The organism is Vibrio sp. 10N.247.310.17 (assembly GCF_041466605.1).
In the GTDB taxonomy this organism is placed as follows: Bacteria; Pseudomonadota; Gammaproteobacteria; order Enterobacterales; family Vibrionaceae; genus Vibrio; species Vibrio tasmaniensis_A.
The window spans coordinates 1-13,842 of sequence record NZ_JBFSTC010000020.1; the positions used below are offsets into that span (position 1 = coordinate 1).

A 13,842-nucleotide genomic window follows, 5' to 3' on the forward strand; every position below is an offset into this window, starting at 1 on the left:
CCATATCACTTACTACCGTTTTTGTTTTAAGTTCCCGCTAATCCGCGATGAACCTAAAATAAGCGCTTGGGCTGTTAAATAAACGCCCTCCATTTAACGAAAAGGGTCACCATAATAATTATGGTGACCCTTTTTTGTTTCGATGAAAGACTGTCTTATTATAAAAATACTGAACGATTACTTACCGCGCATTTTTCCAATCGCAGTCCAAACAGCAACGACAATCAAGCCAGCTAAAACCCCAATCACACCGTTTAATAGCGTCGGTACCACCGCTGTCGCAATCGTATGTCCACTAAAATCCATAATAATCGGTTCAATTAAATGATGAATCGCAGGAACGTTGTGCACCACAATACCGCCGCCAACCAAGAACATCGCCGCAGTACCGACCACCGCAAGCGTCTTCATTAACTTGGGCGCAAACGCGACTAGACCGTTACCCAATTGAGTTTTAATGGTACTCCCATTCGATGTTCGCTGGAGATAGAAACCTAAATCGTCCAACTTCACGATCCCAGCAACTAAGCCATAAACACCAATCGTCATCACAACTGCAATCAAACTCACGACAAGAATCTGAGTGACGATACTTGTACCCGTCACGGTACCCAGAGCTATCACGATGATTTCCGCAGATAATATGAAATCAGTACGAATCGCGCCTGCGACCTTTCTCTTCTCATATTCCTCTATGGATTCGCCAGTACTCGTATCCTCTCCCTTTTCATCATCTTGATGAGAATGAGGAAATAGCTTCTCTAAGATTTTCTCTGCGCCTTCAAAACAAAGAAACAGACCACCAATCAAAAGCAAAGGCATGATCAGCCAAGGAATAAAGGCACTGATCAATAATGCCGCGGGCACCAAAATCAGCTTGTTTTTAAAGGAGCCTTTTGCAACCGCCCATACCACTGGGATCTCTCGTTCAGCAGAAACACCGGATACCTGCTGAGCGTTCAGCGCTAAATCATCCCCCAACACACCAGCGGTTTTTTTAGCTGCCACCTTAGACATCAGTGCGACATCATCCAACACGGTTGCAATGTCATCCAGTAGCGTTAATAAGCTTGCTCCAGCCATTTTATGGTCTCTTTTAAGGGATTAAACAATTGGTAAAATGTAACACCATCAATCCACTCATCAAAGTTATGAGTCTGTAAAAAATAGAGTCACAAGTTGTGTTTTCTATTGCCGTCTCAGCTAGACAGGACTAGTCTGTCTTCATCTTTCACGAACATAAAAGAAGAAGTATAGATGAAAAGTGAATACTCCTACCCAATCGGTGAGCCTGGAAAAAAATGGCAACAAGCAGAACGTCAAGCATGGTTCGCTCAAAGAACGGTTAAGCGTGAATATCAACAAGAAGTTGTGCCAAAGATTAAAGCACTTGCAGACCGTTTTGACATCGAACAATACGGCGCACTGAGCTACGACGAAGCTCGCTTCCCACTTTTCGCAATTAAGAGCAAAAACTGGGACGAGTCAAAGCCGACCATTCTCGTTACAGGTGGCGTTCACGGTTACGAAACCAGTGGTGTGCATGGCGCTATCAAATTTGCAGCGACCCAAGCAGAGAAATACGCAGCGCACTTCAACATTGTAGTAGCACCTTGTGTAAGCCCTTGGGGTTACGAAGTGATCAACCGCTGGAACCCAAATGCTGTTGATCCAAACCGTTCTTTCTATGACGATACGCCAGCAGAAGAATCAGCAAACCTACGAGCTTTAGTGGCCTCTTTGCCAGAAGTATTGGTTCACGTTGACCTGCATGAGACGACAGACTCTGATGAAACTGAATTCCGACCCGCACTCGCTGCTCGTGATGGTATTGAGTACATCGAAGGTATGATCCCAGATGGTTTCTACACGGTTGGCGATACAGAAAACCCGCAACCAGAATTCCAAGCGGCAGTCATTGCTTCAGTAGAAAAAGTAACGCACATTGCGCCTGCGGATGACGAAGGCAAGATCATTGGTTCAGATGTCACTCAACACGGTGTGATCAACTACCCAATGAAGAAGCTTGGCTTATGTGGCGGCGTGACCGACTGTAAGTACGGAACAACCACAGAGGTTTACCCAGACAGCGACAAAGTGACTGACGAAGAGTGTAATGACGCTCAAGTTGCAGCGGTAGTCGGTGCTTTGGATTACGTAATTCAACATGAATTGAACGCGTAAGCTATTAGCTAAAGCTGCTCCCTAAAACTAAAAAGAGCCACAAGTGACGATTCACTTGTGGCTCTTTTTTTTGTCTTTTCTACTTGTCTTTGATTTCTTCTTGGGCATAAAAAAGCGCCCTTGCACACAGCACAAGAGAGCTTTGAAATAACGCTGAATAAGGAGTAATTAGCGAACTATATACTCCCCATACTCGATTACTTTATTTAGCGATTTCACTAACGTTTTCTTGTCCTTTATCTACTTCAGTCAGTAGACCTTTCAACAAGCTAAAACAGCCAATCAGAAGAATGATCGTAAACGGCAGTGCAGCAATGATCGTGATCGATTGCAGAGCTTGGATAGATTGAGTACCACCAATCCACAGCATCACCATTGCGATAGCACCTGAGATAACCGCCCAAACCACTTTCTGTTTAACAGGAACTTCAAGCTTACCACCCGCCGTCATGCCATCGATAACGATAGAGCCTGAGTCTAACGTTGTAACGAAGAACACAATGATCAGTGCGACCGCGAGAACTGACAGAATGCTACCGAACGAGTAAGCATCTAGCATGTAGAACAAGCTTAGAGATACGTCTGTAATGCCTTGGTCGAGGCCAAGTTGTCCCACATGGTTAATTACTTGCTCGATAGCCACACCACCGAAGATCGACATCCAAGCCGACGTCACCAATGTTGGGATAATCAGTACGCAAAGTAGGAACTCACGAACCGTACGGCCCTTAGAAATACGCGCTACGAACATACCGAAGAATGGTGCATACGCAACCCACCATGCCCAGTAGAACACAGTCCAGCCATGCAGCCATGTTGTGTCTTCACGACCCGCACTTTGGCTCAAAGCTACGATGTTTTTCACATAGCCCGTTGCCGCAGTCGCCACAGAATCAAGCACTGTCGTAAAGTTCAATACAGCGATAAGACCAAGGAATACGAACGCTATAACCATGTTCAGGTTACTTAGGAACTTAACACCACCGTCCATGCCACGCATAACAGAGATGATCGCCAAACCCATAATCAAAACGATAATAGATTGCTGAAGGTAGATGTTGTTTTCCAAGCCAAACACGTGGCTAATACCACTTGCTGCTTGCGTACCACCTAGGCCCAATGAAGTCGCAAGGCCAAACAGAGTAACCAGTACCGTTAGTACGTCGATCACATCACCTGTTTTACCCCAAACTCGTTCACCCAGTATTGGGTAAAACACAGAACGCATTGATAGCGGTAAGCCTTTGTTGTAAACAAAGTACGCTAGACAAAGCGCCGTCATGCCATAGATAGCCCATGCATGAAAGCCCCAGTGGAATACGGTTGCACCAAGTGCCAGTTCACGGCCTGCTTCTGTAAAAGGTTCCGCATCTAATGGTGTTCCGAACCAGTTCGTGAAGAACGCGGTTGGCTCAGCAACACCCCAGAAAATAAGCCCGATACCCATACCGGCTGCGAATAACATCGCAATCCAAGATGACATCGAATAGTCCGCCGTCGCATCTTCGCCACCTAGGCGAATCTTACCCAACGGTGAAAATGCTAGAACAACAGCAAACGCTAGCATGATGTTAGCTCCCCACATAAACAGGAAGTCAAACTTTGATAAAACAGCACCCTTAATAGAATCAATAGCAGCTTTAGCGTCTGCTGGAGGAAGAGCAAGAAGAGTGATGATGAAGAGAAGAGATAAGCCTACTGAGGCTATGAAGACGGTGTTGTGGACATCCATGCCCCATTTACTGACGTTATCTTGACCAACTTGATAGTCAGTAGAATCGATACTGTATTTTTTTGATTTAAAACTCATAAATTATGATGTTCGCATATCCGAATCAACGAATATAAGGACGCTCTCCATATCCAATTACTACTTGATTGGCTCGCCGCACCACCTAAATAGAGGCGATAAAAATCACAATGATTGGTGATAAATGGACTTATTGGCTCAATCCCAAGGCGCGAATTATAGCACAGCTCAAAGCATTTTGACTGAGTTTTAGCTCAATAGCCACCCAAACCACCGTCAATAGTGATAGTCAAGCCAATAAAAACAGAATGAAATAAACAAATAAACATGTTTAAATACAGCACTTTAAATAAAAATAACGCACTGTAAAATCTCATGCAAACTTTCTAAAGATAAAATCAACAACAGCCTAATTTATTTATAGCTCTAACAAAAAAGCCCCGCTATAGGGGCGGGGAAATTACCAAAGGTAAAAGAGAAATCAGTATTCAAATGTCAGTGCTACGTCTAGCAGAGCAGCACTTCACATTTCAAAGACAGCACATTAGATCGCGAAGCAAAAACCTAGGTTATAGTCTTCGCCATTTTTTGCCGTGAACTCTTTATCTTCACTTGAAGCGTTCGGTCGACCGCTTTCATCGCCTTTCACTAAGCTCACCCAGTGACGGATGCCAGAAGAACGGCTCGCCTCAGTTTGGCCAAACGTGGTGCATGTCTCTAACTGGATATCTTGAATATCAACCAATTCTAAGTAGCCAGTGCCTTTACGAGCACCGATTGTCACTTCAACGTGCGTACCGCTTTCATCACGGAATAGGATTGCTGAAGGCTTAGATTTATCACCGGTGTAAGCCACAAAGTGTTTAGCGCGTTTCAGTCCAGTATGTTCACCATTCTTGAAGTAAACCTGAACGTGTCGGTAATCGATCTCGTAGCTCACTACATCTTCATGTGAACCCGTCTCTAGAGGGAATAGAGTATCAAGCAACTGTTTCGCCATTTTTTGTTTTTCGAGTTGCTTGTCTGCTTTCACCATTTCGACGGCAAAGACAGCTTCAGCAATAAATGTTGAATGGTTTCTGTGAAGTTCTGTTTTGTCTAGTGTCAGCATATTCATAGTCTATCCCTCGTACGGCTTTAAATTTCATTTAGGTCAAACATCCCAATAGACCCTTTTCAAAATTGTTCTTTACTGTGTGGTTTCCATGTTTTTCATACTACTGTTATTTTTGAAACAATTTCACAACAAAAATTACACAGTGTGAATTTTACTAAATTGCTTTTTTGCACAAACCGGCATTTCGAGCCCCCAGCCCTTTATTTAACTGGGTTGAGGGTTCCGTAGAAACGCGTTTACGTGTTGTTTGAATTTGTGCAATAACCGACTCAATCACAGTCAACATGCAACGCTATGGTCATCATTTCAGGAAAAACGGGAGGTGTTTTCATCTTGAAAACAAAAAACTGTATTATTGAGTCGTAACCATAAGCTTCGAGCAACGAACACCTGGTCGAAGTCACTCTAACTCTCACTGCCCACAAATAAGCAACACGTCCAAAGGAATCACGATGCTAAACATTGATAACCAGCACTTACTCTCTTTTATGGTGACAGAAGCGAACAACGCAGTTGCAGTCACAAACCCAGCAACGGGTGAACTCATCGGGCACGCACCGATATCATCAGAAACAGAGTTAGCGAGCGCGATTGAACGAGCTCATGTTGCACAGAAAGAGTGGGCCAAGGTTCCAGCTAAATCTCGTGCTGCATCACTGCACCGTTGGCACCAACTGATCCTTGAAAACAAAGAAGATCTGGCTCGAATCATGACGATTGAGCAGGGTAAACCGTTAGCAGAAGCGACAGGCGAAGTCGTGTATGGCGCGAGCTTTATTGAGTGGTTTGCAGAAGAAGCCAAACGTACTTATGGTGATTCTATTCCTAGCACAGTCGCTGGCAAACGCTTGGTGACCATCAAGCAGCCTATTGGAGTCGCGTGTGCAATTACGCCATGGAACTTTCCGATTGCGATGATCACTCGTAAGGCCGCTCCTGCCCTTGCTGCTGGCTGTAGTTTTATTGTAAAGCCCTCAGATGAAACGCCGCTTTCTGCATTTGCTGTGGTTGAATTGGCTTACCAAGCGGGCATTCCTAAAGATCTACTCCAAGTCGTACTTGGCGACAGCCCTGAACAGATTGGCGAGCTTTTCACATCACACCCACTGATCAAAAAGATCTCTTTTACTGGTTCGACTCGAGTCGGCAGTATCTTGATGGCTCAAGCGGCAAAAGGCATTAAGCGTACCTCAATGGAACTGGGTGGCAATGCACCGTTTATCGTGTTTGACGATGCGGATATCGACGCTGCAGTTCAAGGCGCAATGGCGTCGAAATTCCGTAATGCGGGACAAACATGTGTCTGTGCAAACCGTTTCTATGTTCACAGTAAAGTATACGATGAGTTCGTGGCTAAATTCGATCAAGCGGTTCAGCAGCTTAAGATTGGTAACGGCTTAGATGAGGGTGTCACCATTGGTCCTGTTGTCAGTCAGAATGCGAAGAACAACATCCAAGCATTAATAGACAGAGCGGTAGAACAAGGCGCGACACCTGTGACGCCAACTCAAGAGCTTGATGGGCTTTTCCTTCAGCCTGTCATTCTTAAAAATGTGAAACACAGCATGGACATTGTTCAGCAAGAGATCTTTGGTCCTGTCGCTCCTGTGATGCAATTCGAGACAGACGAAGAGCTTATTGAGATGGCAAACGACACCATTTATGGATTGGCGTCGTACTTCTACAGTCAGAACATTCATCGAGTATGGAACATCGCAGAGGCACTTGAGTACGGTATGGTCGGTATTAATGATGGTCTCATCTCAACCGAGGTCGCGCCGTTCGGCGGTGTTAAGCAATCAGGTATTGGCCGTGAAGGCGCAAAAGAAGGCATCGATGAATACATGGACATAAAGTATCTTTGCTTTGGCGGAAAATAAGGTTGGTAGTAACTAAGTTTCGGCAGTGATTAGGGCTCAGAAATAATTAAGTCTTAGTGATCACTAACCTACCCCACTCCCCACCTTTCTCACCACAAAAATGAATCAAAAAAAGCCGCGCTATAAAAGCGCGGCACCTTGGGCTCGGTTAAAGGGGGTTTCTTTTTTTTAGTATTTTACATTCTCTGTTTTTGTTATTGGGTTGCTTCTCTATCCCTGCGCTTTCAGTTTTAGACGCATAGCATGCAGTACTGGCTCAGTGTAACCACTAGGCTGAGCACAGCCTTCGAATACCAACTGACACGCTGCTGAAAATGCGATGCTGTTTTCAAAGTCAGGTGCCATATTACGGTAGCTCGGGTCGCCAGCGTTTTGCTCATCCACCACTGCGGCCATGCGCTTCATGGTTTTCATTACTTGGGCTTCATTACAAATCCCATGACGTAACCAGTTCGCAATGTGTTGGCTCGAAATACGCAGCGTAGCGCGGTCTTCCATCAAACCTACATCGTTAATATCTGGCACCTTAGAACACCCGACGCCTTGGTCAATCCAACGCACTACATAACCAAGAATACCTTGCGTATTGTTATCCAATTCATTTTGGATATCTTGAGCGGTCAGCTTTTGATTACCTAATAGCGGAATAGTCAGAATATCATCGACGTTCGCTCTCACTCGCTCACGAAGCTCTTTCTGACGACTTGGTACACTCACCTTGTGATAGTGCAGAGCATGCAAAGTCGCGGCAGTTGGAGAAGGAACCCAAGCAGTATTTGCGCCCGCTTGAGGATGTCCGATTTTCGCGTCCATCATCTTCGCCATATTGTCTGGCTCTGGCCACATACCTTTACCAATCTGGGCTTTACCTTGCAGGCCACAAGCTAAGCCAAGATCAACGTTCTGATCTTCGTATGCGCCAATCCAAGTCATGGTTTTCAGCTGTGTTTTAGGAGCGAATGGTCCCGCTTCCATACTGGTGTGAATCTCATCACCCGTTCGGTCTAAGAAACCTGTATTGATGAACACAACACGATCTTTAGCCGCTCGAATACATTCTTTAAGGTTAACCGAAGTACGACGCTCTTCGTCCATGATGCCGACTTTGATCGTGAATCGATCTAGCCCTAATGCATCTTCAATGCGGCCAAACAGCTCATTGGTGAACGCGACTTCTTCAGGACCATGCATCTTAGGTTTTACAATATTGATACTGTTCGCGGTCGAGTTTTGGTAAGCACTGTTCCCTTTTAAATCGTGCATTGCGATTAACGAGGTGACCATGCCATCCATAATGCCTTCAGGGACTTCATTGCCTTGAGCATCAATAATGGCAGGGTTGGTCATTAGGTGGCCCACATTGCGTATGAACAACATACTGCGACCTTTCAGCGAGATCTCGCCGCCCGTCACGCTGGTGTATTGGCGATCTGGATTAAGGTTACGAACGATGGTTTTGCCGTTTTTCTCTAGCGACTCTTGTAGGTCACCTTTCATCAAGCCTAACCAGTTGCGGTAAGCCAATGCTTTGTCTTCACCATCAACCGCAGCTACCGAGTCTTCGCAATCCATAATGGTGGTGAGAGCCGATTCCACCAGCACATCTTTAATACCAGCCACATCAACGCTACCAATCGGTGCGCTCGGGTCAATTTGAATTTCGATGTGCAGATTATTGTGTTTAAGAAGAATGCACGAAGGTGAACTCGCATCACCTTGATAACCAATGAACTGGTTGCGATCAATCAGAGTGACTTCTTCGCCATTGTCTAAGGTCGCTGTTAGTGTATTACCAATGCTGACGTTGCTGATGCTGTATTTGGTGACGTCTTTATGAGAGACACCGTTTAACGGTGCAGCGTCATCAAGGAAACCTCGAGCGTAGCTCACCACTTTAGCACCACGTACCGGGTTAAAGCTTCCGCCCTTTTCCGCGCCGTCACTTTCACTGATGACATCGGTTCCGTAGAGCGCATCGTATAAACTGCCCCAACGTGCGTTGGCCGCGTTAAGTGCAAAACGTGCATTCATAATAGGTACAACAAGCTGCGGACCCGCTTGTGTTGCAATTTCAGGCTCAACGCTGGCGGTCGTTACTTGAAAGTCATCGCCCTCAGGAACTAGGTAGCCAATCTGCTGTAAGAACTGTTTGTACTCGGCCGCATCTAGCGTTTGTCCCGCACGCTCTTGGTGCCAAACGTCAATTTGATGTTGAAGATCTTCACGCTTGATAAGCAGTGCGCGGTTCTTGGGAGCTAAGTCTTCAAGGATAGTTGCAAATGATTGCCAAAAGTCTTCAGCGACAATGCCTGTTCCAGGAATTACCTGCTCATTAATTAATTGGTAGAGGGTGCTATCAATGTTCAAGCTTCCCTGTTGAATACGACTGCTCATAAAATCTCTCTCAAACTAACTGATGACTACTCATTAAATCTAAGTAACTGGCTTAAATTTACGTTACTAGATTAAACTTACGCAACGGACATAAATTTAGCTAATTTATGCCAGTTATGCTGGATATTCACAAAAAAAATACCCTACAAACTGTGTTATTCCGTCACACCACTCTCTATTTCATTAGCGACACTTTTAATCAAGCGACGCATCCACTGATGGTCGGGATTGGTTTGTAACAATGGACTCCACGCCATCTTCACCTCAAAGGGTTCAATCGCAAATGGCGCAGGCTTGATCAACAATCTAGGGTTATTGCGCTGCAGTTGAGCCGCTTTGGTTGGAATGGTCAGGATCAGATTCTTTTGTTGTGCGAAGAGAATCGCCGACAAATAGTGTCGAGTAAACACCGTGATATTGCGCGTTTTACCAATGCGCATTAATGCTTCATCTATCCAACCGAGCTTTTGCGCTTCGCTTGGGTTGATCCCAACTCCGGTTCCCATTCCGGTCTTACTTACCCAGATATGTTGCGCCTTTAGATAAGACAAAATATCGAAGTTGTCCGCTATTGGGTTATCACAACTAAATAGGCAAGAAAACCCGTCGTGCCAAAGGCTCATCTGATGGAACGACTGTGGAATGTCGTCAAAACGGTTGATGATAATATCAACAGTGCCTTGCTCCACATCCTGATAACTCACGTCACTTGGCGTCATGATATCCAGTCGTATTTTCGGCGCGATCTCGCTTAACCTTTTCAGAAGAGGTTGAATAATAGTCGACTCAGCATAGTCACTCGCCATGATACGAAACACACGTTCACTGTCTTCTGCATTAAATTCCGTGGTCGGCTGCAGTGTCTTCTCTACATTAACCAAGATGTTTCGAATCAGTGGCTGCAACTTATGTGCTCGCTCGGTCGGTATCATCCCTTCACTGGTTCTCACTAACAGCGGGTCTTCAAAAAGATCACGCAGTCGGCGTAGGCCATTACTCATGGCTGGCTGAGTAATACCCAGTTGATTTGCTGCACGCGTTACGTTTCTTTCACGTAGCAACATGTCTAAATACACAAGTAAATTAAGGTCTACACGAGCAATATTCATAAGAAAAATACCGAACATAATAACTATAAATTAACAAAATTATCACATACATGGTTATTCTTTGTCCATGGTTAGATTTAATCCAAATCAAATGACCTCGCCAAATTGGCCAACATGTCCACGTGAAACTAAGGAATAGTTATGTCGCAAATTACACAAGATATCGAAAAGATTGAAGTTGCAAAAAGCGCTGCTGGTGCTCCATGGGATGCAATTAACCCTGAATCTGCAGCCCGTATGCGAGCTCAAAACAAATTCAAAACAGGTCTGGATATTGCGCAATACACGGCAGATATTATGCGTGCAGACATGGCGGCTTACGACGAAGATAGCTCTCAATACACTCAGTCTCTGGGTTGCTGGCATGGTTTCATCGGCCAACAAAAGCTGATTTCGATTAAAAAGCACTTTGATGGCAAGACAGACCGTCGTTACCTATACCTTTCAGGTTGGATGGTCGCGGCACTTCGCTCTGACTTCGGTCCACTTCCAGACCAATCAATGCATGAGAAAACCTCGGTTGCTGGCCTAGTAGAAGAGCTATACACCTTCCTACGCCAAGCAGATGCTCGTGAACTAGGTGGCTTATTCCGTCAACTAGATGCGGCACGTGAAGCTGGCGATGTGAATCTACAAGACCGAATCCAAGACAAAATCGACAACCACGTAACACACGTAGTGCCAATCATTGCGGATATCGATGCAGGTTTCGGTAACGCAGAAGCGACTTACCTAATGGCTAAGCAGATGATTGAAGCGGGTGCATGTTGTCTACAAATCGAAAACCAAGTAGCCGATGAGAAGCAATGTGGTCACCAAGACGGCAAAGTAACGGTTCCTCATGCTGATTTCCACGCAAAACTTCGCGCACTTCGTTACGCTTTCCTTGAACTAGGCATCGACAACGGCATCATCGTTGCTCGTACCGATTCACAAGGTGCTGGCCTAACAAAAGAAATCGCGGTAGTGAAAGAGCCAGGCGACCAAGGTGACATCTACAACTCTTACCTAGATGTTGAAGAGATTGATGTTGCAGATATGGCTGAAGGTGATGTTTGCTTCAACCGTGACGGCAAGCTAGTTCGTCCTAAGCGTCTGCCTTCAGGCTTATACCAATTCCGCGAAGGTACGGGTGAAGACCGCTGTGTATTCGACTGTATTGAAGCAATCAACGCGGGTGCTGACCTTCTTTGGATTGAGACTGAGAAACCACACATCGGTCAAATCAAAGAGATGATGGACGGCGTACGTGAAGTACACCCTAATGCGAAACTGGTTTACAACAACTCTCCATCATTCAACTGGACATTAAACTTCCGCCAACAAGCATACGATGCAATGGCAGCAGAAGGTAAAGATGTATCAGCTTACGACCGTGCAAGCCTAATGAGTGCGGAATACGATGAAACTGAACTGTCTGCAAGCGCTGACGAGAAGATTCGTACATTCCAAGCGGACGCATCTCGCGAAGCGGGTATCTTCCACCACTTGATTACTCTGCCGACTTACCACACAGCAGCACTGTCTACCGACAACCTTGCAAAAGAATACTTCGGTGACCAAGGCATGTTGGGCTACGTTGCTAATGTTCAACGTAAAGAGATTCGCCAAGGTATCGCATGTGTTAAACACCAAAATATGTCTGGTTCAGACATGGGTGACGACCACAAAGAATACTTTGCTGGTGAAAATGCACTAAAAGCAGCGGGTGAAGCGAATACGTCTAATCAATTTGATTAATCGTTAACAGCGTTTCCCTTCTAGAATCTCCCCCTCCCTTTTCCCTGTTAGGTGCTGGGAGGGAGGAGGTTTTGGGATCAAGCTTGTACTGCCGGCTTCATCTCAAAGCCTCAGATTTGTGTTCCACACCACGGTTAACCGAACAACTTCTGTTTAAGCTAACTGTATACATATTTGTTCAGATTCCTATTTGTTGAGATTCTTATTTTTTGAGAGTGCCTATGACTTCAATACCGACACACCTACAAGATGCAAAAACACTGTTATCAGAAAATGGTTTCGCAACGGGTGATACTTGGTATCACGGCACATCTTCAGCTTTACTCGCGTCTATTCAAGGTCAAGGGCTAAAGCGCTCTGGAGACAAAGCGCTCAATGAAGCCGCTTCAAAAACCATGGCAACGATTGGCAATAATTACACAGAATCCGTTGAGCCCGTCTTCTTAACACAGAGTAAAGAACTGGCCTACTACTGGGCTCAGCAAACCATTCGCGAGCGCAGCACTCGTTTTGAGGGTGAAGAGCACCCTATCGTATTAGCGGTAAATTTAACGGATAAACAACGTGCCAAAGTAAGGCCTGACGTTGGCGCAATGAGCCTATTAATGATGAGTGTTGGCGAGCAATTCATGGCTCACTTAACTGAGATCTATCAAAAGAACAACATCGCAGGCCCAAGCATCGAACTGCGCACTGCGGATCGTATGGATTATCTCAATAAACTTGGAATGGCCTACATTGATGAAGACATCAGTCGTGCTTGCGTGCAAGAGCTTTATGAACCAGAGCTGTCAGAGCCGGAACTGACCAGTTAATCAGGTTCATTACGTAAGCACTATTCAGAATAAAAAATGGCTCCTAAGTAGGAGCCATTTTTTATGTGCGAAGTTATTCACATGCTAGTTAATCAATAGACCAGTAAATTTATGGACCAGTTGATCTATGGACACAGACGACCTTGCTGTGCAGGTTGCGTCATTTCAATGTCACCTTGTAGCGAGCGATACACAACGGTATTCCACACTTCACCATTATCCATTTCAAACTCGATAGCATAGTTCAAACCCGCGACAACCTGAGTTCGAACACTCAAGATCTGTTTGAGCTTAGCAGAGGTGTTCATTTGGCCAAGAACGACGTCTAACGCTTGCTTAGCTTGTGGTGTGATATCACTTTGCGACCAACCACCCGTCAGATTTTTAGTGCTACAAATCGGATTCGCATTCTCTTGTGATTGAACTGGAACCTCAGATTTCTGACTGCATCCTGCTAACACAGCGACACTAAGCAAGGTTGCTACTCCAAGTAATGATGTTAATCGTACTTTCTTCATAAATTCTCTCTACATCGTTCATTCAGTCAGTCATTTACGAGAGATTACCTGTAATGATGTTTCATATGCAGGCAAGCTTAAACCTCGAATGTCATCACTTCATCAGAGATTATGGTGTAACTAATCTATAAATACAGAGCACTGTCAGAAAACCAAAGCCGGACAATAAGCAGACAAGTAAGTATTTGAGAATACACTAATTTAGGGGTTCATGAATTGATTGAAAAATGGCGAAACCATGTTGTTTAGGATTAGTACAAGTAGTAAACTCCCACTTTAAATGCAGCTTGTTTTTGAGAAACTAAACGCACAAAAAGTTAGGGCAACTTTATAAA

Annotated in this window: 10 protein-coding genes; 4 read left to right on the forward strand and 6 right to left on the reverse strand. The window is 45.0% G+C overall.

Features of this window, described 5'->3' with window-relative positions; genetic code table 11:
• Positions 1–177: 177 nt before the first annotated feature.
• A complete protein-coding gene (locus AB6D80_RS08145; protein ID WP_372188225.1) occupies positions 178–1,083 on the reverse strand; it encodes a DUF808 domain-containing protein in 906 nt (301 codons plus the stop codon).
• Between the two features lie 174 nt (positions 1,084–1,257).
• Here AB6D80_RS08145 and AB6D80_RS08150 point away from each other — a divergent pair, with 174 nt between their 5' ends.
• Positions 1,258–2,184, forward strand: coding sequence for a M14 family metallocarboxypeptidase (locus AB6D80_RS08150; protein WP_372188227.1), 927 nt, complete (start codon positions 1,258–1,260; stop codon positions 2,182–2,184).
• A 202-nt stretch (positions 2,185–2,386) separates the two neighbouring features.
• Here AB6D80_RS08150 and AB6D80_RS08155 read toward each other — a convergent pair whose 3' ends face one another.
• The gene (locus AB6D80_RS08155) at positions 2,387–3,994 is read right to left on the reverse strand and encodes a BCCT family transporter (RefSeq protein WP_269334650.1); all 1,608 of its coding nucleotides are present in this window, start codon (positions 3,992–3,994) and stop codon (positions 2,387–2,389) included.
• A gap of 484 nt (positions 3,995–4,478) precedes the next feature.
• Positions 4,479–5,051, reverse strand: a complete 573-nt coding sequence (locus AB6D80_RS08160; RefSeq protein WP_372188229.1) for a hypothetical protein — start codon at positions 5,049–5,051, stop codon at positions 4,479–4,481.
• Positions 5,052–5,503: 452 nt separating this feature from the next.
• Here AB6D80_RS08160 and AB6D80_RS08165 point away from each other — a divergent pair, with 452 nt between their 5' ends.
• On the forward strand, positions 5,504–6,931 hold the full coding sequence (locus AB6D80_RS08165) for an NAD-dependent succinate-semialdehyde dehydrogenase (protein WP_372188230.1): 1,428 nt from the start codon (positions 5,504–5,506) through the stop codon (positions 6,929–6,931).
• A 210-nt stretch (positions 6,932–7,141) separates the two neighbouring features.
• Here the strand turns inward: AB6D80_RS08165 and AB6D80_RS08170 are convergent, their stop codons facing one another.
• Positions 7,142–9,325: a malate synthase G gene (locus tag AB6D80_RS08170; RefSeq protein ID WP_372188232.1), complete on the reverse strand. Its 2,184-nt coding sequence runs from the start codon at positions 9,323–9,325 to the stop codon at positions 7,142–7,144.
• Positions 9,326–9,480: 155 nt separating this feature from the next.
• Positions 9,481–10,434, reverse strand: a complete 954-nt coding sequence (locus AB6D80_RS08175) for a LysR family transcriptional regulator (protein WP_017077357.1) — start codon at positions 10,432–10,434, stop codon at positions 9,481–9,483.
• A 141-nt stretch (positions 10,435–10,575) separates the two neighbouring features.
• On the opposite strand from AB6D80_RS08175, the gene AB6D80_RS08180 reads away from it, so the two are divergent.
• Together AB6D80_RS08180 and AB6D80_RS08185 are read left to right on the forward strand one after the other, a co-directional pair.
• Positions 10,576–12,174, forward strand: a complete 1,599-nt coding sequence (locus AB6D80_RS08180; protein ID WP_372188233.1) for an isocitrate lyase — start codon at positions 10,576–10,578, stop codon at positions 12,172–12,174.
• 221 nt (positions 12,175–12,395) lie between these two features.
• Complete coding sequence (locus AB6D80_RS08185) at positions 12,396–12,989, forward strand: hypothetical protein (protein ID WP_372188235.1); 594 nt, start codon at positions 12,396–12,398, stop codon at positions 12,987–12,989.
• A gap of 125 nt (positions 12,990–13,114) precedes the next feature.
• On the opposite strand, the gene AB6D80_RS08190 is transcribed toward AB6D80_RS08185, so the two are convergent.
• Positions 13,115–13,507 (reverse strand): cystatin domain-containing protein, encoded by a 393-nt coding sequence (locus AB6D80_RS08190; protein WP_102568570.1) that lies wholly within the window; start codon positions 13,505–13,507, stop codon positions 13,115–13,117.
• Positions 13,508–13,842 lie beyond the last annotated feature (335 nt).

Excerpts from the sequence above, each read along its gene's own strand:
- AB6D80_RS08190 (WP_102568570.1), bottom strand. The coding sequence starts at position 13,507 with ATGAAGAAAGTACGATTAACATCATTACTTGGAGTAGCAACCTTGCTT.
- AB6D80_RS08155 (WP_269334650.1), bottom strand. The coding sequence starts at position 3,994 with ATGAGTTTTAAATCAAAAAAATACAGTATCGATTCTACTGACTATCAA.
- AB6D80_RS08160 (WP_372188229.1), bottom strand. The coding sequence starts at position 5,051 with ATGAATATGCTGACACTAGACAAAACAGAACTTCACAGAAACCATTCA.
- AB6D80_RS08165 (WP_372188230.1), top strand. The coding sequence starts at position 5,504 with ATGCTAAACATTGATAACCAGCACTTACTCTCTTTTATGGTGACAGAA.
- AB6D80_RS08150 (WP_372188227.1), top strand. The coding sequence starts at position 1,258 with ATGAAAAGTGAATACTCCTACCCAATCGGTGAGCCTGGAAAAAAATGG.
- AB6D80_RS08180 (WP_372188233.1), top strand. The coding sequence starts at position 10,576 with ATGTCGCAAATTACACAAGATATCGAAAAGATTGAAGTTGCAAAAAGC.
- AB6D80_RS08170 (WP_372188232.1), bottom strand. The coding sequence starts at position 9,325 with ATGAGCAGTCGTATTCAACAGGGAAGCTTGAACATTGATAGCACCCTC.
- AB6D80_RS08185 (WP_372188235.1), top strand. The coding sequence starts at position 12,396 with ATGACTTCAATACCGACACACCTACAAGATGCAAAAACACTGTTATCA.
- AB6D80_RS08145 (WP_372188225.1), bottom strand. The coding sequence starts at position 1,083 with ATGGCTGGAGCAAGCTTATTAACGCTACTGGATGACATTGCAACCGTG.
- AB6D80_RS08175 (WP_017077357.1), bottom strand. The coding sequence starts at position 10,434 with ATGAATATTGCTCGTGTAGACCTTAATTTACTTGTGTATTTAGACATG.